This window comes from Micromonospora sp. WMMD558, from assembly GCF_049315255.1.
Classification (GTDB): Bacteria; Actinomycetota; Actinomycetes; order Mycobacteriales; family Micromonosporaceae; genus Micromonospora.
The window spans coordinates 3,566,550-3,590,619 of record NZ_CP186061.1; the positions used below are offsets into that span (position 1 = coordinate 3,566,550).

The 24,070-nt window shown below is 74.2% G+C and carries 24 protein-coding genes; 15 read left to right on the forward strand and 9 right to left on the reverse strand.

Features of this window, described 5'->3' with window-relative positions; translation table 11 throughout:
- Positions 1-103: 103 nt before the first annotated feature.
- Complete coding sequence (locus ACN26Y_RS17285; RefSeq protein ID WP_422733019.1) at positions 104-766, forward strand: acVLRF1 family peptidyl-tRNA hydrolase; 663 nt, start codon at positions 104-106, stop codon at positions 764-766.
- A gap of 168 nt (positions 767-934) precedes the next feature.
- Here the strand turns inward: ACN26Y_RS17285 and ypfJ are convergent, their stop codons facing one another.
- The gene (gene ypfJ, locus ACN26Y_RS17290) at positions 935-1,849 is read right to left on the reverse strand and encodes a KPN_02809 family neutral zinc metallopeptidase (RefSeq protein ID WP_422733020.1); all 915 of its coding nucleotides are present in this window, start codon (positions 1,847-1,849) and stop codon (positions 935-937) included.
- A 244-nt stretch (positions 1,850-2,093) separates the two neighbouring features.
- Here ypfJ and ACN26Y_RS17295 point away from each other — a divergent pair, with 244 nt between their 5' ends.
- Positions 2,094-3,701, forward strand: a complete 1,608-nt coding sequence (locus ACN26Y_RS17295) for an ABC-F family ATP-binding cassette domain-containing protein (RefSeq protein ID WP_155331254.1) — start codon at positions 2,094-2,096, stop codon at positions 3,699-3,701.
- Positions 3,702-3,802: 101 nt separating this feature from the next.
- On the opposite strand, the gene ACN26Y_RS17300 is transcribed toward ACN26Y_RS17295, so the two are convergent.
- Entirely contained in the window at positions 3,803-4,402 is a 600-nt protein-coding gene (locus tag ACN26Y_RS17300; RefSeq protein ID WP_230689029.1) for a cadmium resistance transporter, read from the reverse strand.
- A gap of 226 nt (positions 4,403-4,628) precedes the next feature.
- Between ACN26Y_RS17300 and ACN26Y_RS17305 the strand changes: the two genes are divergently transcribed.
- The 3 genes from ACN26Y_RS17305 (at position 4,629) to ACN26Y_RS17315 (ending at position 7,765) form a co-directional block, all read left to right on the forward strand.
- Complete coding sequence (locus tag ACN26Y_RS17305; protein WP_007462679.1) at positions 4,629-4,856, forward strand: helix-turn-helix domain-containing protein; 228 nt, start codon at positions 4,629-4,631, stop codon at positions 4,854-4,856.
- A gap of 46 nt (positions 4,857-4,902) precedes the next feature.
- On the forward strand, positions 4,903-5,670 hold the full coding sequence (locus ACN26Y_RS17310) for an enoyl-CoA hydratase/isomerase family protein (RefSeq protein WP_422733021.1): 768 nt from the start codon (positions 4,903-4,905) through the stop codon (positions 5,668-5,670).
- A 118-nt stretch (positions 5,671-5,788) separates the two neighbouring features.
- Entirely contained in the window at positions 5,789-7,765 is a 1,977-nt protein-coding gene (locus ACN26Y_RS17315) for an ABC transporter ATP-binding protein (protein ID WP_155334130.1), read from the forward strand.
- Positions 7,766-7,941: 176 nt separating this feature from the next.
- On the opposite strand, the gene mug is transcribed toward ACN26Y_RS17315, so the two are convergent.
- The 6 genes from mug to ACN26Y_RS17345 all read right to left on the reverse strand — a co-directional run bounded on the left by mug (position 7,942) and on the right by ACN26Y_RS17345 (position 12,351).
- Positions 7,942-8,505, reverse strand: coding sequence for a G/U mismatch-specific DNA glycosylase (gene mug / locus ACN26Y_RS17320; protein ID WP_155331257.1), 564 nt, complete (start codon positions 8,503-8,505; stop codon positions 7,942-7,944).
- Positions 8,505-9,266, reverse strand: coding sequence for an SDR family oxidoreductase (locus ACN26Y_RS17325; protein WP_422733022.1), 762 nt, complete (start codon positions 9,264-9,266; stop codon positions 8,505-8,507). Before ACN26Y_RS17325 ends, mug begins: the two co-directional genes overlap by 1 nt.
- Before the next feature lie 183 nt (positions 9,267-9,449).
- Complete coding sequence (locus tag ACN26Y_RS17330; protein ID WP_422734945.1) at positions 9,450-9,929, reverse strand: hypothetical protein; 480 nt, start codon at positions 9,927-9,929, stop codon at positions 9,450-9,452.
- A gap of 14 nt (positions 9,930-9,943) precedes the next feature.
- Positions 9,944-10,762, reverse strand: coding sequence for a DUF692 domain-containing protein (locus ACN26Y_RS17335; RefSeq protein WP_155331259.1), 819 nt, complete (start codon positions 10,760-10,762; stop codon positions 9,944-9,946).
- The gene (locus tag ACN26Y_RS17340; RefSeq protein WP_422733023.1) at positions 10,759-11,664 is read right to left on the reverse strand and encodes a TIGR04222 domain-containing membrane protein; all 906 of its coding nucleotides are present in this window, start codon (positions 11,662-11,664) and stop codon (positions 10,759-10,761) included. The genes ACN26Y_RS17335 and ACN26Y_RS17340 overlap by 4 nt, the downstream gene beginning before the upstream one ends.
- Positions 11,665-11,778: 114 nt before the next feature.
- The gene (locus tag ACN26Y_RS17345) at positions 11,779-12,351 is read right to left on the reverse strand and encodes a TetR/AcrR family transcriptional regulator (protein WP_155331261.1); all 573 of its coding nucleotides are present in this window, start codon (positions 12,349-12,351) and stop codon (positions 11,779-11,781) included.
- 93 nt (positions 12,352-12,444) lie between these two features.
- Between ACN26Y_RS17345 and ACN26Y_RS17350 the strand changes: the two genes are divergently transcribed.
- The 3 genes from ACN26Y_RS17350 (at position 12,445) to ACN26Y_RS17360 (ending at position 15,164) form a co-directional block, all read left to right on the forward strand.
- The gene (locus tag ACN26Y_RS17350; protein WP_155331262.1) at positions 12,445-13,314 is read left to right on the forward strand and encodes a carbon-nitrogen hydrolase family protein; all 870 of its coding nucleotides are present in this window, start codon (positions 12,445-12,447) and stop codon (positions 13,312-13,314) included.
- Between the two features lie 61 nt (positions 13,315-13,375).
- Entirely contained in the window at positions 13,376-14,020 is a 645-nt protein-coding gene (locus ACN26Y_RS17355) for an HAD family hydrolase (protein WP_155331263.1), read from the forward strand.
- Between the two features lie 208 nt (positions 14,021-14,228).
- Positions 14,229-15,164 carry a serine protein kinase RIO gene (locus ACN26Y_RS17360; RefSeq protein WP_155331264.1) on the forward strand — a complete coding sequence of 312 codons (936 nt, stop codon included), beginning with the start codon at positions 14,229-14,231 and terminating at the stop codon, positions 15,162-15,164.
- A gap of 106 nt (positions 15,165-15,270) precedes the next feature.
- Here ACN26Y_RS17360 and ACN26Y_RS17365 read toward each other — a convergent pair whose 3' ends face one another.
- The gene (locus tag ACN26Y_RS17365) at positions 15,271-15,525 is read right to left on the reverse strand and encodes a DUF2630 family protein (protein WP_196255870.1); all 255 of its coding nucleotides are present in this window, start codon (positions 15,523-15,525) and stop codon (positions 15,271-15,273) included.
- A gap of 263 nt (positions 15,526-15,788) precedes the next feature.
- Between ACN26Y_RS17365 and ACN26Y_RS17370 the strand changes: the two genes are divergently transcribed.
- The 7 genes from ACN26Y_RS17370 to ACN26Y_RS17400 all read left to right on the forward strand — a co-directional run bounded on the left by ACN26Y_RS17370 (position 15,789) and on the right by ACN26Y_RS17400 (position 24,070).
- Positions 15,789-17,123 carry a cytochrome P450 gene (locus ACN26Y_RS17370; protein WP_370463359.1) on the forward strand — a complete coding sequence of 445 codons (1,335 nt, stop codon included), beginning with the start codon at positions 15,789-15,791 and terminating at the stop codon, positions 17,121-17,123.
- On the forward strand, positions 17,120-18,004 hold the full coding sequence (locus tag ACN26Y_RS17375; protein ID WP_196255871.1) for a terpene synthase family protein: 885 nt from the start codon (positions 17,120-17,122) through the stop codon (positions 18,002-18,004). Before ACN26Y_RS17370 ends, ACN26Y_RS17375 begins: the two co-directional genes overlap by 4 nt.
- The gene (locus tag ACN26Y_RS17380; protein WP_155331266.1) at positions 18,001-19,623 is read left to right on the forward strand and encodes a prenyltransferase/squalene oxidase repeat-containing protein; all 1,623 of its coding nucleotides are present in this window, start codon (positions 18,001-18,003) and stop codon (positions 19,621-19,623) included. The genes ACN26Y_RS17375 and ACN26Y_RS17380 overlap by 4 nt, the downstream gene beginning before the upstream one ends.
- Before the next feature lie 135 nt (positions 19,624-19,758).
- Entirely contained in the window at positions 19,759-22,581 is a 2,823-nt protein-coding gene (locus tag ACN26Y_RS17385; RefSeq protein WP_422733024.1) for a nitrate- and nitrite sensing domain-containing protein, read from the forward strand.
- 94 nt (positions 22,582-22,675) lie between these two features.
- A complete protein-coding gene (locus ACN26Y_RS17390) occupies positions 22,676-23,095 on the forward strand; it encodes a roadblock/LC7 domain-containing protein (protein WP_155331268.1) in 420 nt (139 codons plus the stop codon).
- Between the two features lie 5 nt (positions 23,096-23,100).
- Positions 23,101-23,487: a DUF742 domain-containing protein gene (locus ACN26Y_RS17395; protein WP_155331269.1), complete on the forward strand. Its 387-nt coding sequence runs from the start codon at positions 23,101-23,103 to the stop codon at positions 23,485-23,487.
- A complete protein-coding gene (locus tag ACN26Y_RS17400) occupies positions 23,468-24,070 on the forward strand; it encodes a GTP-binding protein (protein ID WP_155331270.1) in 603 nt (200 codons plus the stop codon). Before ACN26Y_RS17395 ends, ACN26Y_RS17400 begins: the two co-directional genes overlap by 20 nt.

The following is a 24,070-nucleotide window of genomic DNA, read 5'->3' on the forward strand; positions in this document are numbered from 1 at the left end:
TTCGGTCCCCTGATTGCGGCTTTCGCGCCGGTTCGACCGGGCAGGAAATGCAAGATCGCGGGGGAGGAGGGGCGGGGAGGGGTGGGTGCCGTAGGTTCGAGGCGTGAGCAGCAGGCCTGCAGCCGGGGGTGGTCGCTGGGTTGAGGTGGACCCGGGACGGGTGGCCCGCTGGGTTGACGGCTTTGCCGGCCGGCATGGCTCGCCCGAGGTTGGTCCGCAGGAGTACGGGCTGTTGCTCACCGCTCCGGACGGGGCGACCGCCGAGCTGCACGCTTCGCCCGGCGCGCCGGGCGCCGGGGACCTCGACGGATTCGTCGCTGCCGCCACCGCGCCCCGGCGGATCGGCCTGCTGCTCGCCCGCAAGGGCGCGGTCGCGGTCGGGATCGCCGTGGGGGAGGAGCTCGTGGTGTCGAAGGTGGACACCCGGTACGTGCAGGGTCGTACCGCCGCGGGCGGCTGGTCGCAGCAGCGCTTCGCGCGACGGCGGGACAACCAGGCGAAGGCGGCGCTGGGCGACGCGGTGGACCTGGCCGTACGGCTGCTCCTGCCGGAGGCGGCGACGCTGGCCGCCCTGGTGTGCGGCGGTGACCGGCGGGCGGTGGACACCGTGCTGGCCGACCGGCGGCTGGCCCCGCTCGCGGCGCTGCGCGCGGACCGGCTGCTCGACGTGCCCGAGCCCCGGCACGCGGTGCTGGTCGACGCGATCGCCGCCGCCCGCGCGGTCCGGATCCGGGTCCGCGACCCGGCACCCGAGCGCGCCGACTGACGTCAGCGGTTGGCGGTGCCGTCGCGTCGCCGCCCGCCCTGCACCGCCCAACAGGAGGCTCGGCTGACCAGGTCGTGATGCCGCCCCTGAACCCGCGCGCCGACCCGCGCGCACGGAAGGACCCCGGCGTCGGATGGTCGCCGGGGTCCTTCCGTGGGCGGTCGCCGGTCAGGCCGCCCCGGAGAACGTGTCGCAGGACTTCGGGTCGCCGGTCTCGTAGCCCTTCGTGAACCACTCGCGGCGTTGCTCGGACGAGCCGTGGGTGAACTCCTCCGGGTTCACCGGCCGGTTCGCCCGCTCCGAGATGGCGTCGTCGCCGATCTTCTCCGCGGTGTCGATGGCCTGGGCGATGTCCTGCTCGCTGATGCTCTTGAAGATCTTCTGCCCGCTCTCGTCGGCGGTGCCGGTGGCGTTGCGCGCCCACGCCCCGGCGTAGCAGTCGGCCTGGAGCTCCAGCTTCACCGACAGCGCGTTGGCGTTGTCCGGGTCGCGCTGCTGCTGGCGCCGCACCTGCTCGTTGGTGCCGAGCAGGTTCTGCACGTGGTGGCCGTACTCGTGGGCCAGCACGTACGGCTGGGCGAACTCGCCCTCGGCGCCGAGCTGCTCGGCGAGCACCCGGTAGAAGGTCAGGTCGATGTACACCTGCGCGTCGGCGGGGCAGTAGAACGGTCCCACCCCCGAGTCGGCCTGCCCGCAGGCGGTGTTGACGGCCTGGCTGAAGAAGACCGTGTCGGTGGCGCGGTACTGCTCGCCGAACGCCTGCGGCAGGGCGGTCCGCCAGTACGCCTGGATCGAGTTGACGTACAGGGTGTTGCGGCAGTCCAGCTGCTGGAGGGCGTCGTCCGCCGAGCACTTCTGCTCCAGGGAGGTGTTGTCGCCCTGCTCGCCGCCGCCGTTGGTGGCCGCGTTCAGGCCGAAGCCGCCGCCGACGAGGGCGACCAGCACCGCGATGACGATGCCGACGATGCCGCCCCGCCCGCCCCCGATCGGGATGGGGATCCCGCCGACGCCACCGCCGCCGCCGGACCCTCGCCGGTCGTCCACCTGGCTGGTGTCGATCCGCGCGTTCTCGTTCAGCTCCATGTCTACCCCGATCACCGTCTGATTCCGTGTGGTGGTTGCGGTACCGGACCGGGTCCGGACGTCCGTTCCCGTACCCGATGATCTTGGGCGGTAATCCGGCGGGATGATCCGGCGACGCCCGGTACACTTGCCGCGTGCTGCTCTGCGAAGGCTGAACCGCCCCGCGCCGACGGGTCTCCCGCCCGCCGGCGCTCTCGCGTGCCCTGAGTCAGCCCTTCCAGACCCCGAGAGCGAGTCCTCCGACATGATCACTGCCACCGGCCTGGAGCTCCGCGCCGGCGCCCGGATCCTGCTGTCCGACACCACGCTGCGGGTGCAGCCTGGCGACCGCATCGGCCTGGTCGGCCGCAACGGTGCCGGCAAGACCACCACGCTGAAGGTCCTGGCCGGCGAGGGCCAGCCGTACGCCGGGCAGATCGACCGGCGCAGCAACATCGGCTACCTGCCGCAGGACCCGCGTACCGGCGACCTGGAGGTCACCGGGCGGGACCGGGTGCTCTCCGCCCGCGGCCTGGACGTGCTGATGACCCAGATGAAGGAGCTGGAGGCGAAGCTCGCCGAAGGCGCCGACGACGAGAAGCTGGTCCGCCGCTACGGCGCGCTGGAGGACCAGTTCGCCTCGCTCGGCGGGTACGCGGCCGAGGCCGAGGCCGCCCGCATCTGCGCCAACCTGGGCCTGCCCGACCGGGCCCTCGCGCAGACCATCGGCACCCTCTCCGGCGGCCAGCGCCGCCGCATCGAGCTGGCGCGGATCCTCTTCCGCGACGCGGGCGAGAACGGCGGCGGCATCCTGCTGCTCGACGAGCCGACCAACCACCTGGACGCCGACTCGATCACCTGGCTGCGCGGGTTCCTCGCCAACCACAAGGGCGGCCTCATCGTGATCTCCCACGACGCCTCGCTGCTGGAGGCCGTGGTCAACAAGGTCTGGTTCCTGGACGCCACCCGGTCCGTGGTGGACGTCTACAACCTGGGCTGGAAGGCGTACCTGGAGGCGCGGGAGACCGACGAGCGGCGCCGCCGCCGGGAGCGGGCCAACGCCGAGAAGAAGGCCGGCGCCCTGATGGCGCAGGCCGACAAGATGCGGGCCAAGGCGACCAAGACGGTGGCCGCGCAGAACATGGCCCGCCGCGCCGAGCGCCTGCTGTCCGGCCTGGACGAGGTACGCGTCGCCGACAGGGTGGCGAAGGTGCGCTTCCCGACGCCGGCCCCCTGCGGCAAGACCCCGCTGACCGCGACCGGCCTGTCGAAGTCGTACGGGTCGTTGGAGATCTTCACCGACGTGAACGTGGCGGTGGACCGGGGCTCGCGCGTGGCCATCCTCGGGCTCAACGGCGCCGGCAAGACCACGCTGCTGCGGATGCTGGGTGGCCTGCTGGAGCCGGACACCGGCGACGTGCACGCGGGCCACGGCCTGCGGCTGGGCTACTACGCCCAGGAGCACGAGACGCTGGACGTGGACCGGACCATCCTGGAGCACATGCGGAGCGCCGCCTCCGAGCAGAGCGACACCGACCTGCGCAAGATCCTCGGTGCGTTCCTCTTCTCCGGCGAGGACGTGGACAAGCCGGCCGGGGTGCTGTCCGGCGGCGAGAAGACCCGGCTGGCGCTGGCCACCCTGGTCTGCTCCGGCGCGAACGTGCTGCTGCTCGACGAGCCGACGAACAACCTGGACCCGGTCAGCCGGGAGCAGGTGCTCGACGCCATCGCGCGCTACCCGGGGGCGATCGTGCTGGTCACGCACGACCCCGGCGCGGTGACGGCGCTCAAGCCGGACCGGGCGATCCTGCTGCCCGACGGCGACGAGGACGCCTGGAGCGACGACCTCCTCGAATTGGTCGAGCTGGCCTGACCGCGCCGCCGACGTCGCCCGCCGCGCCGCCGACGTCGCCCGCCGCGCCGCCGACGTCGCCCGCCGCGCCGCCGACGTCGCCCGCCGACGCCGGCGGCGGGTCAGCCGGCCAGGTCGAGTAGGTGGCCGACGACGCCGGAGGTGGCCAGGATGGCCACGCCGATGGCGACGAGGACCGCCGGGACGAGCCAACGCCCGGTGCGCTCGACCAGCCGGATCACCCGGGGGTGACCGCCCAGCCAGGCCCCGGCGGCGCACCACAGGGCGATGAGCACCACGAAGATCAGCAGGAAGACGGCGCTGTCGGCGGGGCCCAGCGCCCGGAACACCGGTACGTAGACGGCCACGTTGTCGGCACCGTTGGCGATGGTCACCCCGGCCACGCCGAGCGTCCCGCCGACCACGTCGGGCGCCTCGTCGTCGTCCCGGTCGAGCAGCGCCCGGACGCCGAGCGCGACGGGCAGCAGGCCGAGCAGGCCGGTCCACGGGTCAGGCACCACGAGCAGCCCGGCCGCCACCACCGCGCTGGCCAGAGCGAGCGCCCCGATGCCGAGGTACTGCCCGGCGACGATCTGTCCGGGCCGGGGTCGCCCGGTGGTGCGGGCGGCGACGAAGAACAGCGTCAGGATGACGATGTCGTCGACGTCGGTGGCGGCGAACACGACCGCCGCGCCCGCCGCGCTGCCGAGGAGATCGAACACGCCAGGGAGGGTACGGCGTCCGTGGCCGCTCCGCCGCCTGCCGTATCGGCGCCGGGCCGACCGGCCGGGCCGGTGGCCCCGGGGCCGCGGGGTCACCCTATCGGGAACCTGACATCGCATAGCGTGTCGGTTGGCGAATAGTTGATATCTGGCGCATGATCGTTCGAGGCGGTCTAATAGGTGGGACCGTATCCGAACCGCACAGTCTGGGACGTGAGGACACAGCATGGCAGCCACTGGCACAGCCACCAGCACTGAGAAGGGTCGCCGGATCGTCGGAGCCGAGCGTCAGACGCTCGCCAAGGACCTGGTCAAGCGGTACACCTCGGGGGAGAGCATCCGCGCGCTCGCGGCCTCGACCGGCCGTTCCTACGGGTTCATCCACCGGGTGCTCACGGAGTCCGGGGTGCAGCTGCGGCAGCGCGGCGGCGCCCGGCGTCGCAAGAAGGCGTGACCCGCCCACCAGCGTCGTCCATCAGCGCCGCGCCCCGGGCCGCCCGGTGACCCCCGAGGCGACCGGGGTACGGCTGGAATGCGACGGGCCGATCGCCACGGTCACGTTGTGTCGGCCCGACGTGCTCAACGCCCAGACCCCGGCGATGTGGCGCGCGATGAGCGACTTCTCCCGGGACCTGCCCGGCGACGTGCGCGTCGTGGTCGTACGCGGCGAGGGCCGGGCGTTCTCCGCCGGCCTCGACCTGTCGGTGGCCGGTGCGACCGGGCCGGGCTCGTTCGCCGAGCTGTCCACCCTGCCCGAGCAGGAGTGCGCGGACCGGATCGCCGAGTTCCAGGCCGGTTTCACCTGGCTGCATCGACCCGATCTGATCTCGGTGGCGGCGGTGCAGGGGCACGCGATCGGCGCCGGTTTCCAGCTGGCGCTCGCCTGCGACCTGCGCGTGCTCGCCGAGGACGCCAAGCTCTCCATGGCCGAGGTGACGCTGGGCCTGGTCCCGGACCTCGCCGGCACCAAACGCCTGGTCGAGTTGGTGGGATATTCGCGCGCGCTGGAGATCTGCGCGACCGGCCGGCGGATGGACGCCGCCGAGGCCGAGCGGATCGGCCTGGCCACCCTGGTGGTGCCGACCGCCGAGCTGGACGGTGCCGTCCGGGACCTGACCGCCGGGCTGCTCGCCGGCAACCGGGACGCGGTCGTGGAGATCAAGGCGCTGCTCGCCGGTGCCGCCGGTAGGTCACACGCCGACCAGCAGCGGGCGGAGCGGGAGGCGCAGACCCGCCGGCTGCGCGACCTCGCGGGGCGCGGAGAATAGTCAGTAAGGACCGTTCGGGAAGATCCGGGTTACGACCGAGGTTGTCACAGTCGTCGGGAGAATTGACCTCAGGCGGTGCGGTCGGCCCGACGACCCGGAGGTGAGCGTGTCCAATCCGATGTCCGGCGGTGGCATGGGCGGGTGGAGCATGCTCCGGTCGATGCGCAACCGGGACGACATCTCCACCCACCGGCTCCAGCGTGGCGTCGCCCGGCGGATCGTGGCCTTCGCCCGGCCGTACCGGCGCGACATCGTCGTCTTCCTGGTGACCGTCGTGCTGGCCGCGGTCATCGGCGTCGCCACGCCGGTGCTCGCCGGTGACGTGATCGACGCGATCCACCAGGGCGGCTCGGCGGCTGGCGACCTGGTGGTCCGGCTGGCCCTGATCATCGCCGCGCTCGCCGTGGCGGACGCCCTGCTCTCGCTGGCCCAGCGGTGGTATTCAGCCCGCATCGGCGAGGGCATCATCCTCGACCTGCGCACCCGGGTCTACGACCACGTCCAGCGGATGCCGCTGCAGTTCTTCACGCGTACCCAGACCGGCGCGCTGGTCAGCCGGCTCAACAACGACGTGCTCGGCGCGCAGCGCGCCTTCACCTCGACGCTGTCCGGCGTGGTCAGCAACGTCATCCAGCTGGTGCTCACCGCGGCGGTGATGTTCACCCTGTCGTGGCAGATCACCGCGCTGTCGCTGGTGCTGCTGCCGGTGTTCATCATTCCGGCCCGCCGGGTCGGCAAGCGGCTCGCCGAGATCACCCGCGAGTCCTACAACCTCGACGCGAAGATGAACGCGACGATGACCGAGCGCTTCGGCGTCTCGGGTGCGCTGCTGGTCAAGCTCTTCGGCCAGCCCGACGTGGAGGCGGGCCGGTTCGCCGGGCGGGCCGAGCGGGTCCGTGACATCGGCATCCAGTCCGCGATGTACTCGCGGACCTTCTTCGTGGCCATGCTGCTGGTCGCCTCGCTCGCGCAGGCGCTCACGTACGGACTGGGCGGGTGGCTGGCGGTCACCGGCAGCGTCAGCGCCGGCACCGTCGTGACGCTCGCGCTGCTGCTCACCCGGCTCTACGGCCCGCTCACCGCGCTGTCCAACGTCCGGGTGGACGTGATGAGCGCGCTCGTCTCGTTCGACCGGGTCTTCGAGGTGCTCGACCTCCAGCCGGGCATCACGGAGAAGCCGGGTGCCGTGCCGGTCCCGCAGGGCAACGGCCGGGTCGAGTTCCGGGACGTGCGCTTCCGCTACCCCAGTGCCGCCGAGATCTCGCTGGCCTCCCTGGAGGAGGTCGCCACCCTCGACCGCACGGTCACCGAGCCGGTGCTCAAGGGCGTCTCGTTCACCGTCGAGCCGGGGCAGATGGTGGCCCTGGTGGGCCCGTCCGGCGCCGGCAAGTCGACGCTGTCCATGCTGATCTCCCGCATCTACGACGTGACCGACGGCCAGGTGCTGGTCGGCGGCGTCGACGTCCGGGACGCCACCCTCGACTCGCTCCGCGACGAGATCGGCGTGGTCACGCAGGATTCACACCTGTTCCACGAGACCATCGCGGAGAACCTGCGCTACGCCAGGCCCGACGCCACCGACGACGAGCTGTGGGCGGCCCTGGCCGGCGCGCAGGTCGCCGACCTGGTGCGCGCCCTGCCGGAGGGCCTCGACACCGTCGTCGGCGAGCGCGGCTACCGCTTCTCCGGCGGCGAGAAGCAGCGCATCGCGATCGCGCGGCTCCTGCTCAAGGCGCCGTCGATCGTGATCCTCGACGAGGCCACCGCCCACCTCGACTCGGAGAGCGAGGCAGCGGTGCAGCGGGCGCTGTCGGTCGCGCTGACCGGGCGGACCGCGCTGGTCATCGCGCACCGGCTCTCCACGGTCCGGGACGCCGACCAGATCCTGGTGCTCGACCAGGGGCGCATCGTCGAGCGGGGCCGGCACGAGGAGCTGGTCGCGGTCGGCGGGCTCTACGCCGAGCTGTACCGGACGCAGTTCGCCGTCGCCGACTCGCCGGCGCCGTACCAGGACGCGACCGGGCCGGAGCCGCTGGCGGTGCCGATGCGCTCGTACCTCGCCGACGAGGCCCTGCCGCCCGCCGCCGCCAACTAGCCCACCCGACCACCCCACCCCCTCCTCCCGCCCACCCCCCTCCCCTCCCTCCCACCCGCCCCGCCGTGTCGATCATGAAGTTGACGGGTGAGTTGATCGCAAAATCACCCGCTAACTTCATGATCGACCCGGGACGGGACGGGCGGGGCGGGGGGCGGGGCGGGGGCGGGGGGCGGTCAGCTGGGTGCGGCGGCGGTGTGCAGCTCGCCGAACGCGGCACCCAGTGACTCCGGGGTGAAGTGCGCGTTCAACCCGCTGGGGTTGGGCAGCACCCAGAGCCGGGCACCGGCCAGCGACTCCGGCTGCGGGCCGAAGGCCGCCTTCGGCCGGGCGAACCCGATCCGGTACGCGGTCACCCCGACCACCGCCACCCACCGCGGCCGGTACCGGGCGACCTTGCCGGCGAGGATCTCCGCACCGGCGACGAGTTCGGCCGGCGTCAGCTCGTCCGCCCGGGCGCTGGCCCGCGCCACCATGTTGGTGATGCCCAGCCCGTAGCCGGGCAGCTCGTGCTGCTCACTGGGGTGCAGCTGCCGGGGCGTGAACCCGCCCCGGTGCAGCGCCGGCCAGAACCGGTTGCCCGGCCGGGCGAAGTGCCACCCGGTCGCGGCCGACCACAGGCCGGGGTTGATCCCGACGAACAGCACGTCCAGCCCGGACGCGACGACGTCGGGGAGGAGTCGGTCCGCCGCAGCCGCGAGCTCGGCCTTCGTCGGGCGCGGGTAGCGGGGTGCGGCCATCACAGGCCCCGCAGGGCGCCGCCGTCCACCGGCAGCGTGATCCCGGTCAGGTAGCTCGCGGCGGGGGAGAGCACGAACGCCGCCACCCGGCCGAACTCGGCCGGATCGCCCAGCCGGCGCAGCGGGATGTCCGCCTCCGCCTCGGCCCGCGCCCGTTCCGGGTCGCCGGTCGCGGCGAAGAGCTGCACGTTCCGGTCGGTCATGATCCGTCCCGGCAGCAGCGCCACCACCCGTACGCCCCGGGGCCCGTACTCGTCGGCGACGTCCTTGGCGACGCCGGCCAGACCGGGGCGCAGCCCGTTGGAGATCCCCAGACCGGACAGCGGGCTCCGGGCGGACGTGGACAGCACCAGCCCGATCGCCCCGCCTCCGGTCAGCGCGCCGGCGACGGTCCGCACCGTCCGGACCGTGCCGAGGAAGACCGTCTCGAAGGACCGGCGCCACTGCTCGTCGCTCACCGACGCCGCGCTGCCGAGCGGCGGACCGCCGACCGAGGCCAGCGCGCCGTCGATCCGCCCGTACGTGTCGAGGGCCGCCGCCACGAGGCGTTCCGGCGTGTCCGGGTCGGCCAGGTCGGCGGCCACGCCGACGGCGTGCCCCGGACCGCCGAGGCGCCGGGAGGCGGCCTCCACCGCGTCGGCGTCCCGGGCGGAGAGGACCACGCGGGCCCCGTCGGCGACGAGGCACTCGGCGGTGGCGTAACCGAGCCCCCGGGAGGCGCCGGTCAGCACGTACACGCGATCGGTCAGTCCGAGATCCATGCCGTCGATCCTCCCGCACCCCGTCGTGACCGGGCGCGCGGTGCCGTCCGCCGGAGCGTGCGGCGACAACCTCGGGGAAGTTGTCGCCTCATGCCCGCTCGAGTCAGCAACTTCCCCGAAGTTGCTGGCCGCGGGAGGCGCGCGGGAGGCGCGCGGGGGCGGGGGGCACGGGGAGGGGGAGGGTCAGCGGCGGGCGGGGCGCAGCAGGCGTACGCGACCGGCGAGCTGGACCGCGACGGCGCCGCCGGCGCGACCCCAGGCCGGCAGCCGGCGCGGACGTGGGGTTCCCCGCCCGTCGTAGCGGTGGCCCGCCTCCCGGGCGGCCAGTTCCTCGGCGCCCAGCGGCGGCAGCGTCCTCTCGTCGCGCAGGTCGCGGGCGAAGTCCCAGCCGTCGCGCAGAGAACCGGCGCTCGGCCGCCCGTCGGCCCAGCGGGCGAAGACCGTCGGCCACTCCGGGCCGAGACCGGCGGCGAGCAGCGGCCAGTGCCGGGCCACCTCGCCGGCCCGCTTGCGCAGCAGGGCGGTACGCGCGGCGGCGAGCGGCTCCGGCGCGAAGCCCGGCGGTGCTGGCGCGTCGGCGACCAGCGCCGCGACCAGGGCGGCCTGACGGGCCGCCAGGGGCTGGCCCGGCGTCCCGGCGGCCTGCGACGTCGACCCCGGCACCCGGTGGTCCGCGCTCACGTGACCACCGGGAACCCGGACGCGGCGGCGAGCGTGTCGAGCTCTTCGCGGAGCACCTCGGCTGGCGGGTAGTGCCCGTCGCGCTCCAGCAGCAGGGCCGGCGGCCGTCGCCGGGCGCACAGCTCGCCGACCAGGTCCAGCACCGGGCGCGGCACCGGGTCGGTGTGCGTGTCGTGGTAGAAGCCGCCGTGTTCCGCCCCGCCGGCCACGTGCGCGTACGCGATCCGCTCCAGCGGGAGCCGGTCCAGCAGGGCGAGCGGGTCGGCACCCCGGTTGCGGGCGTTGGCGTACACGTTGGCGACGTCGAGCAGGAGCAGCGCGCCGGTGCGTTCCAGGATCTCGGTGACGAACGCGGCCTCGTCCAGTTCGTCGTCGGGCCAGTCGAAGAGCGCCGCGATCGGTTCCAGCGCGATCGGCACCGGCAGCTCGGCCTGGGCGCGGGTGACGTTGGCGCAGACCGCCGCGACGGCTTCCCGGGTGCGCGGCAGGGGCAGCAGGTGCCCCGCCTCCAGGCCGCCGGCGCGGACGAAGGCGATGTGTTCGCTGACCAGCGGCGCGCCGGTCAGGTCGGCGACCGCGGCCAGGTGGGCCACCCGTGCCGGGTCGACCGCCTCCGCGCCGCCGAGCGAGAGCCGCACCCCGTGGGGTACGACGGTGACGCCCCGCTCGCGCAGGGCGGCGAGCCCGTCCGGGAGCCGGCCGGTGGCGGGTACCGATTCCGCGACGACCTCGACGAAGCGCAGCGCGGGCAGTTCGGCGACGAATCCGGCGATCTCCGGTCGCCAGCCGATGCCCACCCCGGCCGGCCCGGTCATCCGCCGCACCCGCCGCCACCGCCGCAGCCGCCCCCGCCCCCGCAGGAGCTGCCGCCTCCGCCGTCGCCGCCCCCGCAGCCGCCACCTCCGGAGGCGCCGCCGTCGCTGAGCGCCTGCCGCTGGATCCCCGCCTGCTCGGCGAAGCCCGGGTCCATGGCCCAGAGGGTGGCCGTGCCGAACAGGGCGACGCCCATCGCGGCTCCGGTCGCACCGTAGGTGGAGTAGGCCGGCGCGGACCGGGGCGCCAGGTGGGTGTGCTCCCGGCGCAGCCGGCGCAGGGCGTGGTCGGCCGCGCGGGTGCGCCACGGCCGCCGGTACAGCAGGACGGTCACCAGGATCAGGGGGATCAGGGTCAGGAGGAGCCAGCCCACCGGACGGCCGTTTCCCATGCCGGCGAAGAACCGCAGCATGCCGATCCCCAGCAGGGCGGTGAGCAGCGTCGGGCCGACGCGCAGGGCGCCCCGCCGCTCCGCGGTCAGGGCCAGGCCGCGCTGCTCCAGACCGGTGCGCAGCTGGTCGAGCGCCGACCGTACCAACTGGTCCTGGCGCAGCTCCCGAGTGTGGACACCACGGCCCGCGGCGACGTGGATCGCCTGGTCGAGCGGGGTGACGCCGGCCGGCAGCGGGCCGCCGGTGGTGAGCCGACGGCCGGGGCGTCCGCCGATCGCCCCGCTGCTTCGCAGCCCGCCGAGCGACGTCCAGATGGCCAGCTGCTCGCCGCCGTTGAGGTACGCGACCTGTTGGGGCCCGAGCGGGCCGGCGTCGGGCGCCTCGCCGCGGAGCAACCGGGCCCGCTGGACGAGTGTGCCGACGACGAGCACGGCGGCGGCCAGCAGGTAGAGCCGGAGGAAGACCGGGCCGGGGATGCCCCAGGTGTCGCCGGGGGCCGCGAGGACGGTCATGGGCTGCTCCTGTCGCGAGAGGGATCGCGGACCCATTGTGGAGCAGCGCCGCCAGCACCGCCGCGCGCGGCGGTGCGGTTACCGGACCGCAACGTGCCGACGCGGCCGCGCCGGTCACCGGCGGCGGACCGCCTCCTCCACGAGGTCGAGCACCGGGCCGAGGTCACCGGCGGGCCGGCCCATCGCCAGGTGCAGGACCAGGCCGTCGTACGCCAGCTCGAGGAACTGCGCCAGCACGGCGATCGGCACGTCGTCGCGCAGGACGCCCGCTTCCCGCTGCCGCGCCAGGCGGTCGCGGGTCGCCTCGGCGATGGCCGCGGACCGCTCCGCCCACCGCTTGGCGAAGGCCGGATCGGTGCGTAGCCGGCGGGACACCTCCAGCTGGCTGCCCAGCCAGCCGGTCGTGTCCGGAGAGACCGCGCGGGCCAGCAGGTCGCGCATCACCTGGACCAGGCCGTTGCGGGCGACGGTCTCGACCATCGTGGCCGCGTCGTCCTCGGCGACGGCGAGGAAGAGCGAATCCTTGTCGCGGAAGTGGTGGAAGATCGCACCCCGGGACAGGCCGGTGGCCTCCTCCAGGCGGCGCACGGTCGCGCCCTCGTACCCGTGCCGGGCGAAACAGGCCCGCGCCGCGGCGAGGATCTCCTGCCGGCGCGCGTCGAGCTGGTCCTGACTTACTCTGGGCACGGGTCGATCGTGTCAGGTCACCCCGGGTCACGCAAACCGTACGTACGGCTTGTGGCTGGTGGGCCTCGCCGGCCCGCCGGTTAGGATCCGCGCGTGACGCCTCCCCCCACCGCCTCCGCCCTCCCCACCGCCCCGTTGACCGTCGCGGCGGTGCAGTCCCAGCCCGCCCCGGGAGACGTGCCCGGAAACGCGGCCCGCGGCGCGGCCCTCGTGCGCCGGGCAGCCGGTGACGGGGCGCGGGTGGTCGTCCTGCCGGAGCTGTTCCTGCCCGCGTACCACCCGCCGACCCTCGCCGTGGACCCGGCCGGCACCGACGTCGCGGCCGACCCGGCGCGCCGGGTCGCGGACCCCCGCCTGGCGCCGCTGCGCGACGCCGCGCGCGGCGGCGGCACCGTCGTCGTGGTCGGCGCGGCGGTCCGGCACCCCGACGGCCGGCGCACCATCTCCGCCCTGGTGGTCGACCGGGCCGGAGAGGTCCACGTCGGGTACGACAAGCAGCAGCTCTGGGGCGGCGAGCGGGAGCTGTTCGATCCCGGCGACCGGGGCGCCACCCTGCTCCTCGACGGCTGGCGCCTCGGCCTCGGCATCTGCTACGACGGCTGCTTCCCCGAGCACGGTCGGGCGGCGGCGGCGGACGGCGCGCACGCCTACCTCTGCCCGAGCGGCTACCTGGCCGGCTCCGCGCACCGCCGCGACCTCTACTACGCCGCGCGCGCCCTGGACAACACCATGTACGTGGTGTTCGCCAACGCCGTCGGTGGCGCCGACCCGTGGCGGTTCAACGGCGGCGCCGCCGTCTACGACCCGGAGGGCCGCCCGCTGGCCCGGGGCGCCGACACCGGGGAGGCGGTGCTGGTCGCCACGCTGGACCCGGACGCGCTGGCCCGCACCCGCGCCGCGCACTCCATGCTCCTCGACCGGCTTCCCGATCAGGGCCTCACCCGTTCGTCGTTGACGGCCTGACGGACGGCGACCGGTCACTCGGCCCTGTCGGCGGGACGGGTCGGTCCCGTAGGGTTCCCGAGTGCCGCTGCTCCTGCTCGATCTGGACAACACCCTGCTCGACCGGGAGGGTCCGTTCCGCGCCTGGGGTGAGCAGTTCCTGGCCGGCATCGGTGCGCCGGCCGCCGACATCGACTGGCTGCTCTCCATCGACGCCGACGGGCTCACGGACCGCTGGGACATCGCCGACGCCATCCGCGACCGGTACGGGCTGCGGATCCCGTCCATCGACCTGGTGGAGGAACTGCACGACGGGGTGGTGGCGTACACCCGCCTGGACCCGCTCGTGGCCTGCGCGCTGCGGATCGCCGACGACGCCGGCTGGGTGCCCGTGGTGGTGACCAACGGTTCGGTGCGCCAGCAGGACGCCAAGATCCGGCGGACCGGATTGGACCGGTACGTCGCCGACTGGGTCATCTCCGAGGAAGCCGGCGTGAGCAAGCCGAACCCGAGGATCTTCGCGCTGGCCGCTCAGCGGGTCCGGATGCCGTTGCGGGGGGCCTGGGTGATCGGCGACGGTCCCGAGGCGGACATCGGCGGTGCGGCCGCCGTCGGCCTGCCGAGCGTCTGGCTGCACCGGGGCCGGCCCTGGACCGACGGCCGGTTCGCCCCGACCTACACCGTGGACGGCCTGATCGCCGCCGTCGCCACGGTCCTCGGCGCCTGACCCGAGCTAAATCGGTTGCCCCGCCGGGCCGCGGGCGGTGAGCATGGTGCCGCATCCGCACCGCCGCGCCGGCCGTCGCAGGCGGTCGTCGGGCGACAGCGTGAACCCGGGCCGGACGCCCGGTCGAGGAGAGGGGGTCGGTCATGGCCGTCTTCGCAGGTCGCTTCCACCTGCCTCCAGCAACCTCGACCAAGGGACTCTCACCGCAGTGCGCGATCACGACCTTCCGGCGCCGCAGCGCCGTACCCGCGGCAAGCGCCGCTTCGACGACGACGAACCACACTTCCTGAAGCGCGGCCGGCCCGCCGAGCCGCTGCTCGCCGACCCCGAAACCGAGCCGGACCCGGAGACGGGGGAGACCTGGTCGTCCTGGGACGACGCGGTCCACGGCCCCGAGCCGCACCCGGACTGGCTGGTCACCGAGCTGGCCGCCAAGGACACCGACCTGGGCGTGCTGAAGACGGGCAAGGAGGCCGACGTCCACCTGGTCCGCCGGGCTGTACCCGGCACCGACCGGTCCTGCCTGCTCGCCGTCAAGCGGTACCGCGACGCCGACCACCGGCTGTTCCACCGGGACGCCGGCTACCTGGAGGGACGCCGCGTCCGCCGGTCGCGGGAGATGCGGGCGATGACCGGCCGGACCTCGTTCGGCCGCCAGATGATCGCCGGGCAGTGGGCGGCGGCCGAGTTCGCCGCGCTGAGCCGGCTCTGGGAGATCGGCTCCCGGTACGGCACGATCGCCGTGCCGTACCCGGTGCAGCTGCGCGGCACCGAGCTGATGCTGGAGTTCCTCGGCGACGCCGACGGCGGGCGCGCCGCCCCGCGACTGGCCCAGCTGCGGCCGGAGGGCGAGGAGCTGCGTGACCTGTGGCGGCAACTCGTGGACGCGCTGGTCGTGCTCGCCCGCGCCGGCCACGCCCACGGCGACCTGTCGCCGTACAACCTGCTGGTGCACGCGGGGCGCCTGGTGCTGATCGACCTGCCGCAGATCGTCGACCTGGTCGCCAACCCGCAGGGCCCGGAGTTCCTGGCCCGGGACGTCCGGGTGGTCGCCACGTGGTTCGCCGCGCGCGGGCTGCCGGCGGCGCAGGCCGACCCGGAGAGCCTGACCGGGCTGCTGCTGCGGGAGGCGGGCCTGCGCTGACCCCGACCGTCCCGGGCGGCCGCCGAGGCCGCCCGGGACCGCGCGGCGGTCCGGCACCGCCCCCGTGGGCGGCGCCGGACCGCCGGTCGCCGAGGCCGTCGGCCTCTCACTGCAGGTAGCGCTCGACCTCCGGCAACGGGCGTACGCCCTGCGCGTCGGGATCGCCGTGGGTGGCCCGGGCGGCGCGCCGCCGGCGCAGCAGGTCCCAGCACTGGTCCAGCGACTCTTCCAGCTCACGCAGGCGGGTGCGGGCCTCCTCGTCGGTGCCCGCCTCGTTGGCCTGGGCGTCGGCGCGGAGCCGGTGCTCCTCGTCGACCAGCTCGGAGATCCGCTTCAGGATGGTCGTGTCGTCCATGACCATGAGCCTGGCACAGGGTGCCCCGGAGCGCCCGCGATCGGTGCCGCCGGGCGTTGCAACCGGCCAACTTGTCTGACGGAGGGACATTTCTCATGTCACAGACCCTGGAGACGAACGCGCGAAAGTGACATGATCTCGTCACTCGACGCGGAAGTTCCACGAGGGACCCGCGTCGTTCCTGGGCGGCGACGTGGCGAGGAGACGTGGTGGCGATGTCGCAGCTACCGGTGAGCAGCACCCCACCGATCCCCGCGCAGGCCTCGACAATCCCACTGCACCGCGCCCTGCCGGCGCTGCTGCGGGATCCGCTCGGCGCGCTGGTCCGGTTCGCCGACGAGGCCCGCGGTGAGGTCGTCCGCCTGAACCTCGGGACGTTCCGCCCCTACCTCGTCAGCCACCCGGAGCACCTCCAGTACGTGCTGCGCGACAACGTGGCCAACTACATCCGCGACGGCGACGGGCTCCTCTGGCGGCCGGTCCGACGGATCGTCGGCGAGGCGATCCTGGTCGCCGAAGGGGACGTGTGGGAGTCCAGCCGCGGCGCCCTGCAACCGCTGTTCACCGCGAAGCGGGCGGAGACGCTGGTCGACCGGATGGCGGAGGCGATCGGCGAGGCCGTCGACGGCTGGGCCGAGCCGGCCGGCCGCGGGCAGCCGATCGACGCGGGCCGGGAGCTGACGAGGATCGTCCTGCGGACCACCATGCGGGTGCTCTTCGCGGACCGGATATCCGTGCCCGACGCCGAGCGCATCAGCGCCGCCCTGGACACGGTCACGACCGCCATGCTTCCCCGGTTGCTCGTGCCGTTCGTCCCGTACTCGGTGCCGATGCCCGGGGACCGGGCCTTCCGGAACGCGGTCCGGACCATCGACGACGTGGTGCTGCCGATCATCCGGGAGGCGCGGGCCCGGCCGAGCGACGGCGACGACATCATCTCCGTGCTCTGCCGGCCACGCCCGGACGGGCGGCAGCCGGACGAGTACCAGGTGCGGGGCGACGTGGTGGCGATGTTCTCGACCGCCACGGAGACGACGATCGCGCTGCTGTCCTGGCTGTGGCCGGTGCTCGAGGCGTACCCGGAGGTGGCCGGCCGCCTCCGGGAGGAGCTCGACCAGGTGGTCGGCGGCGGTCCGGTCCGGCGGGAGCACCTGCCCGAGCTGCGGTACGGGCGGATGGTGCTGGAGGAACTCCTCCGGCTCTACCCGGCCGGCTGGATGATCCCGCGGACCGCCGTCGCCGACGACGTACTCGGCGGTGTCCGCGTCGACGCGGGCGCCACCGTGCTGGTCAGCCCGTACGTCACGCAGCGGATGGCGATGTTCTGGCCCGAGCCGGACCGTTTCGACCCGGAGCGCTTCGCGCCGGGGCGCCCCCGCCGCCGCTACCGCTACTCCTACTACCCGTTCGGCGGCGGCCCCCACCAGTGCCTCGGCCAGTACCTGTTCCTGTTGGAGGCGCAGCTCATCGTGAGCACGGTGCTCAGCCGCTACCACTTCCGCAGCACCGAACCGGTGGACCTGGCGCCCCGGATCGGAGCCTCCCTCTCGCCGCGGCAGCGGACGCGACTGACGCTGCGTCCGGTGGAGCACGAGCCCCGGTGACCGGCGTGGACGTCCCGCTCCGGGACATCTGGGCCGCGGTGACCGAGCAGGGGCGCATCTGTGCCCTCGCCACCCGGGGGACGCGCGACCTGCAGGAGGTGACCGCCGCCCATCCCGAGCTGTTCGCCGACGCGACGTTCGACCCCGCGCTGCTCGGGTCCGTGGCCACGGCCATCGCCTTCACGGCGCCCGGGTACGACGCGGCGCGGCTGCGTACGACGACCCGCACGTTGCTGTGGGTGTTCGCCGCGGACTGGCAGGTCGACTACCGGGCGAGGTCGGCCGACGACGTACGCCGGATCGTGACGGACTGCCTGGCGGTCGCGGACGGCGCCACCCCGCCGCCCGGGCGGCACCTCGCCCGGCTCCTCGCGGAGATCCGCGACGACCTGGCGGCGGTTCCGGCGTTCACCCGCCGCGCCGGCGTCTGGCGCGACGAACTCGCCCGGATGCTGGCCGCCGTGGAGCGGGAGTGGCACTGGAAGAACGACCGGTCGCTGCCGACGTTCCAGGAGTACCTCGACAACGCGGACAACCTCGCCTGCTCGTTCGTCAACGCCACCCACTGGCTCGCCACCGGGGACGACGGGTGCCTGCGGCACCTGGACGAGCTGCTCGCCGCCGGCCGCGGGGTCCAGCGTGTCCTGCGGCTGGTCAACGACCTGGCGACGTACCGGCGGGACGTGCGGTGGGGCGACCTCAACGCCCTGATGCTGGTGCCGGACCCGGCCGAGGTCCGGCAGCGACTGGCCGCCCTGACCGACCGGACCGAGCAGGAGCTGGGCCGGCTCCCCGATCCGGACCAGGCCGACTACCTGCGTCGGCAGATCGCCTACACGAGCGGGTTCTACCAGGTGTCGGACTTCTGGGGAGCAGCATGAGCGACGGCCAGCCGCAGACGGTCATCCCGCCGGCGTCGGCCCTCGCCGCCGACCCCGGTTGCGGGTCCGACGAGTGCGGCTCGCAGGCGCGCGCGCTCGTCGCCGCGATGGCGTTGCGGCCCTGGGGGCAGGTGGCCCCGTCGGTCTACGAGACCGGCCGGCTGGTCGCGCTGGCGCCGTGGCTGGACCGGCACGACGAGCGGATCGCCTTCCTCCTGGGGCGGCAACGGGCCGACGGCGCCTGGGGGCCGCCGGAGGGGTACGCGGTGGTGCCCACGCTGAGCGCCACCGACGCGCTCCTCGCGGTCCTCCCGGACGCCGGGTCGCCGGCCGGACGGCGCCCAGCGGTGGAGGCCGCGGTCGGCAGAGCGCTCGCCGCGCTCCCGGCGCTGCTCGCGACCGCCCCGCCGGAGCCCGGCACGCCCGCCTTCGACCTGGTCGTGCCGGCGCTGGTGGAGTCGATCAACAGGCGTCTGGCGGGGCCCGGTGTTCCCGCCGCCGCGCCCCGCTCGGTACGCCTGCCGTCGCCCGGCGCCGACGCGCGCCTGACGGCCGTCCGCGCGGCGTACGCCGCCGGTGCGGACCTGCCGCCGAAACTCGCGCACTTCGGGGAGGTGCTCGCCGGGCCGGTGGGCCGGTCCGCGCCGGCCGGTCCGGCCGTTGGGGCCTCACCGGCCGCCACGGTCGCCTGGTTGAACGTCTGCGGCGCGGGGGAGGGCGCGGAGGCGCGGCGCTTCCTCGACGAGCTTGTCGGCGAGAGCAGGGGACCGGTGCCCTGCCCGTCGCCGATCACCGTCTTCGAACGGGCCTGGACGCTCAGCACGCTGGTCCGGGCCGGTGTGGACGTGCGGCCGTCCCCGGCGCTGGTGGCCAGCCTGGCCGGCGCCGTGGGCGTCGACGGTGCGGCCACCGGCGCCGGCCTGTTGGCGGACGCGGACACCACCTCCGTGACGCTGTACGCGCTCGGCCGCCTCGGCCACGCGCCGGATCCCGCGAGCCTGTGGCGGTACGAGACGGCGGACGGCTTCTGCACCTGGCCCGGTGAGGACGGATTCTCGGTCACCACGAACGCCCACGTGCTCGACAGCTTCGCCGACCACCTCCGGCGTGAGCCGCACGCGGACCGCTACCGTGCGGCCGTGCGGCGGCTGGTGCGGGTGCTCCTCGACCGGCAGGACGCCGACGGTGCCTGGCGCGACCGATGGCACGCCTCGGCGTACTACGCGACCGCGTGCTGCGTGCTGGCCCTGGCGGCGTCCGGCTGTGCGGAGAGCGCGGCGGCGCTCCGCGCGGCGGCACGCTGGGCCCTGGCCCGGCAACGCGACGACGGGTCCTGGGGCCGCTGGGAGGGCACGCCGGAGGAGACGGCGTACGCGCTCCAGATCATCCTCGCCCTGCCCGGCGACGATCCGGCGGTCGTCGTGGCGGCCCTGCGCGGCCACTCCTACCTGCAGCGGAACCGGAACCGGCGCGACCACCCCCCACTGTGGTACGGCAAGGAGCTCTACTGCCCCACCACAATCGTGCGGGCCACGGTCACCGCGGGGACCCACGTCGTCCACTCCAGGCTGACCCGGGAGCGCGCCGCAGCCGGTTCCGATTTCGGGCCGGAGTCTTGATCACGCACCTTGAGGCGAAATGTGGACACTGCTAGCGTACGCAGGGCCCTCGTCCCGGACGCCGTTCGGCACGGGACGTCTGCCCTTTGTGACCATCCGTTGATGAGCTGAGTCAACCCGGCCTGGGACGGTTCCATGCGATCTCGCGGTACGAGTGTCCGCACCAAGGTTGTCGCACTGCTGCTCTCGCTGGTGGCACTGTGGATGTTCGCGGCCTGGGTGACCCTCCGGGACGGCTTCAACCTGCTCGGCGTGCAGCTGCTGAACACCAAGGTGTACGTGCCCAGCGAGCCGCTGCTGCAGGAACTGCAGGTCGAGCGGCGGCTGACGCAGGAGTACCTCGGCGACCCCGAGCCCGCCCGGCGGGCGGCCCTGGAGGCGGAGCACCGCCGGACCGAGGAGCTCGCGACCGCCTTCGCCGCGTCGGTGCGGAGCTGGCAGGTCGACCTCGCCGGCAGCGACGAGCTCGGGCGCCGCCTGTCAGAATCGGTCAGCCGGTTGGAGAGCCTCAAGGAGACGCGCGCCGCCGTCCTGTCCCGGGGCGTCGACCGGCTCGCGGCCGCCGACCGCTACACCGAGGCCATCCGGTCGATCTTCCTCATCTACGACGTCACCGGAAGCCTCGACGACAAGGAACTGGCGGCGGACGCGGCGGCCCTCATCCAGCTCAACCGGATGAAGGAGCTGATCTCCCAGCAGGACGCGCTGGTCAGCGGCCTCGTCGGCAGCGGCCGGATCAGCGGCCCCGAGTACGCCCGCTTCAGCTCGCTGGTGGGCGCCGAACGGTTCCTCGGCGAGGAGACCCGGCTGAAGCTGTCCGAGGCGGACCAGCGGCGGTACCGGGAGCTGGTCGAGTCGGATGCGTTCCGGCGGCTCCGCGCCGTCCAGGACGGGATCATCCGCGACGGTCGGCCGTCGACGACGCTGCCGGTCAGCGCGGCGGACTGGCGCGACACGGTCGAGCCGGCGGCAGCGGAGATCAACAAGGTCGTCGTGGCCGGCGGCGAGGGCATCGTCGGCCGCGCCGCCAGCATCGCCGCGCTCGTGATCGTCCGGGTGCTGCTCGCGACCGGTCTCGGTCTGGTCGCGGTGATCGCCTCCATCGTTGTGACCGTCACCACCGCGCGTACCCTGCTCCGTCAGCTGGAGCGGCTGCGCGAGGCCGCGTTCCGTCTCGCCCACGAGCGCCTGCCCGGCGTGGTGGAGCGGCTCGGCCGCGGCGACGAGGTCGACGTCGCCAAGGAGGCCCCGCCGCTCGAGTTCGGCGACGACGAGATCGGCCAGGTGGGCCACGCGTTCAACGCCGTGCAGGAGACCGCGATCCGCACCGCGGTCGAGCAGGCCGAGCTGCGCCGCAACGTGCGGGAGGTGTTCCTCAGCCTGGCCCGGCGTACGCAGGCGCTGGTCCACCGCCAGCTCACGCTCCTCGACGCGATGGAGCGGCGGGAGCAGGACGCGGAGGAACTGGAGGACCTGTTCCGCGTCGACCACCTCGCCACCCGGATGCGGCGCAACGCCGAGAACCTGATCGTGCTCTCCGGCGCCACGCCCGGCCGGGCCTGGCGGCGCAACGTGCCGATGGTCGACGTGGTGCGCGGCGCGGTGGCCGAGGTGGAGGACTACACCCGGGTCACCGTGCTGCCCCTGGGTTCGGTCTCCCTGGCGGGTCGGGCGGTCGGTGACGTCATCCACCTGCTCGCCGAGCTGATCGAGAACGGTCTGTCGTTCTCGCCGCCGCACACCATCGTCGAGGTGCGGGGGCAGTTGGTCGGCAACGGGTTCGTCATCGAGATCGAGGACCGCGGTCTCGGCATGAGCGAGGAGGACCTCGCCGCCGCCAACCAGCGGATCGTCGACCGCTCCGAGCTGAACCTGGCCAACGCCGCCCGCCTGGGCCTGTACGTCGTGAGCCGGCTGACCGAGCGGCACGGCGTCCGGGTGCAGCTGAAGGAGTCCGCGTACGGCGGCACCACGGCGGTCGTGCTGATCCCGGTCGACCTGGTCACCGCCGACGACGATCCGAGCACCTCGGGTGGCTTCCTGGCCGGTGCGGCGGACTCGCCCGGCGTACGGGGCGGCGGGGCGGCCGACGGACGCCCCGCCCCGGTGGCGATCGCCGAGCCGCTCACCGCGCCCCGACCCCGGCCCGCGCTCGACGCGGCCCTGCCCGCCGACCCGGCCCTGCCCACCGACGGAGCCCTGCCCACCGACGGAGCCCTGCCCACCGACGGAGCCCTGCCCGTCGACGGAGCCCTGCCCGTCGACGGTGCCCTGCCCACCGACGGCGGCCTGCCGACGCGGTCGCGGGGGCGGTCGCTCGCCGAGGCCGTCGGCGGCGCCGCGACGGCCCGCTCCGGCAGCGGCACGGGCGCGCTGGAGGGGCCGACGGTGCCGACCGGCCTGCCGCTCACCACCGGGCCGGCCCGGGACGGCCACGGCGCCGACGGCGACGGGGAACCGCCGACGGCCGCGTCGGCGCGGACCGCCGTACCATCCGCGCCGGCCGCGCCCGCCGTCTCCACCGGCGCCGCACCGGCCGTGTCCGGCGGGGCCGCACCGGCCGTGTCCGGCGAGGCCGCACCGGCCGTGTCCGGCGAGGCCGCGCCCGCCGTGTCCGGCGGGGCCGTGCCGGTTGACCCGGCACGCGCGTCGGCCGGCCCCGCGGCCGGGACGCCGCCCTCGCCGGCCGACCCGGAGCTGGCGTTCACCGAGTCCGGGCTGCCGGTCCGCGTCCGGCAGGCCAGCATCGCGCCCGAACTGCGCGACGAGCCGGCCGACGACGACGCCGACACCACCGACACCGACACCGACACGGTGCGCCAGCCGGAGCAGGTGCGCCGGATGATGAGCTCGTACCAGACCGGGACCCGGCGTGGGCGCACCGACGCCGCCAAGCTGCTCGGCGTGGGCGACCCGCCGGACGCGGCCCCCGATCCGGGAGACCAGCAGGCAACCTGATCGGCACCGCCGGGCGAGGCGTCGAGACGCCCCCGGCGTGACAGCCAGCCGAAGACGAGCCGGCGGACAGAGCCGGGAAAGAAGAGGGCGACGAGTGACGCAGAAGACGGCTTCGACGGCCGACCTGACGTGGTTGCTGGACGATCTGGTCGGCCGGGTCAAGCAGGCCGAGCACGCGGTCGCGTTGTCGACAGACGGCCTGCTGATGGCGTCCTCCCGTGGGCTGACCCGGGACGACGCGGAGCACCTGGCGGCGATGGCCGCCGGCATCCAGAGCCTCGCGCGCGGCGCCGGGAAGCGTTTCGGCGGCGGGCAGGTGCAGCAGACGATCATCGAGATGCAGTCGTCGTTCCTGTTCGTCACAGCGGCCGGCCGCAACGCCTGCCTCGCGGTCCTGGCCACCGAGGACGCCGACGTGGGGCTGATCGCGTACGAGATGGCGATGCTGGTCACCCGGGTCGGCAAGTACGTCGCGTCGCCGTCGCGCGCCGAGCAGCCGGCCGGCGGGAAGTAGCGGCGATGACGGTGCAGGGAGAGTCGGCGGAGCACCAATGGGTCGACGACCACGCCGGGCCGGTCGTGCGCCCGTACGCGGTGACGCGCGGCCGGGCCCGCCCGGTCGCCGGCACGTTCGACCTGATCTCCCTCGTGACCGCCACCCGGGTGGACGTGACTCCGGAGATCGGCCTGGGCCCGGAACACCTGGCGATCGTGGCGCTCTGCCAGCGCATGCAGTCCGTCGCGGAGATCGCCGCTCACCTGGACCTACCGGTTGGCACCGTCCGCGTCCTGCTCGGTGACCTGGTGGCCCGCAACCTCGTGCAGGTACGCGAGCCGCGGGTGACGGCCGGCCTTCCCGACAACAGCGTTTTCGAGGCGGTTATCAATGGACTTCGGGCCCTCTGAGCGGTCGGCGGGAGCGACGCCCCTGCCCACCGCGATCAAGATCCTGATCGCGGGTGGCTTCGGCGCGGGCAAGACGACCCTGGTCGGCGCGGTCAGCGAGACCCGCCCGTTGCGCACCGAGGAGGTGCTGACCGAGACCGGGGTCGGCATCGACGACCTGTCCGGTGTGGAGGGCAAGACCACCACCACCGTCGCGATGGACTTCGGTCGCATCACCATCAGCGACGACCTGGTGCTCTACCTGTTCGGCACCCCGGGTCAGGACCGGTTCTGGTTCGTCTGGGACGAACTGTCGCTGGGTGCGATCGGCGCGGTGGTGCTGGCGGACACCCGGCGGCTGGCCGACTGCTTCCCGTCGATCGACTACTTCGAGGGGCGGGGCACCCCGTTCGTGGTGGCGGTGAACTGCTTCGAGGGCGCCCGTGCGTATCAGCTCGACGAGGTGCGGGCCGCGCTCAATCTCGACCCGGACGTGCCCGTCCTGCTCTGCGACGCCCGGCAGCGGAAGTCCGGCAAGGAGGTGCTCATCACCCTGATGGAGCACGCCATGAAGACCCTCGAAGCCCGCCGCGACGCCGGCTGA

Bases quoted from the DNA above. Each gene is read 5' to 3' on its own strand.
- ypfJ (WP_422733020.1), bottom strand. From the start codon at position 1,849: ATGGAGCTGAACGAGAACGCGCGGATCGACACCAGCCAGGTGGACGAC.
- ACN26Y_RS17295 (WP_155331254.1), top strand. From the start codon at position 2,094: ATGATCACTGCCACCGGCCTGGAGCTCCGCGCCGGCGCCCGGATCCTG.
- ACN26Y_RS17305 (WP_007462679.1), top strand. From the start codon at position 4,629: ATGGCAGCCACTGGCACAGCCACCAGCACTGAGAAGGGTCGCCGGATC.
- ACN26Y_RS17315 (WP_155334130.1), top strand. From the start codon at position 5,789: ATGTCCGGCGGTGGCATGGGCGGGTGGAGCATGCTCCGGTCGATGCGC.
- mug (WP_155331257.1), bottom strand. From the start codon at position 8,505: ATGGCCGCACCCCGCTACCCGCGCCCGACGAAGGCCGAGCTCGCGGCT.
- ACN26Y_RS17325 (WP_422733022.1), bottom strand. From the start codon at position 9,266: ATGGATCTCGGACTGACCGATCGCGTGTACGTGCTGACCGGCGCCTCC.
- ACN26Y_RS17335 (WP_155331259.1), bottom strand. From the start codon at position 10,762: ATGACCGGGCCGGCCGGGGTGGGCATCGGCTGGCGACCGGAGATCGCC.
- ACN26Y_RS17340 (WP_422733023.1), bottom strand. From the start codon at position 11,664: ATGACCGTCCTCGCGGCCCCCGGCGACACCTGGGGCATCCCCGGCCCG.
- ACN26Y_RS17365 (WP_196255870.1), bottom strand. From the start codon at position 15,525: ATGGTCATGGACGACACGACCATCCTGAAGCGGATCTCCGAGCTGGTC.
- ACN26Y_RS17380 (WP_155331266.1), top strand. From the start codon at position 18,001: ATGAGCGACGGCCAGCCGCAGACGGTCATCCCGCCGGCGTCGGCCCTC.
- ACN26Y_RS17385 (WP_422733024.1), top strand. From the start codon at position 19,759: ATGCGATCTCGCGGTACGAGTGTCCGCACCAAGGTTGTCGCACTGCTG.
- ACN26Y_RS17395 (WP_155331269.1), top strand. From the start codon at position 23,101: ATGACGGTGCAGGGAGAGTCGGCGGAGCACCAATGGGTCGACGACCAC.
- ACN26Y_RS17400 (WP_155331270.1), top strand. From the start codon at position 23,468: ATGGACTTCGGGCCCTCTGAGCGGTCGGCGGGAGCGACGCCCCTGCCC.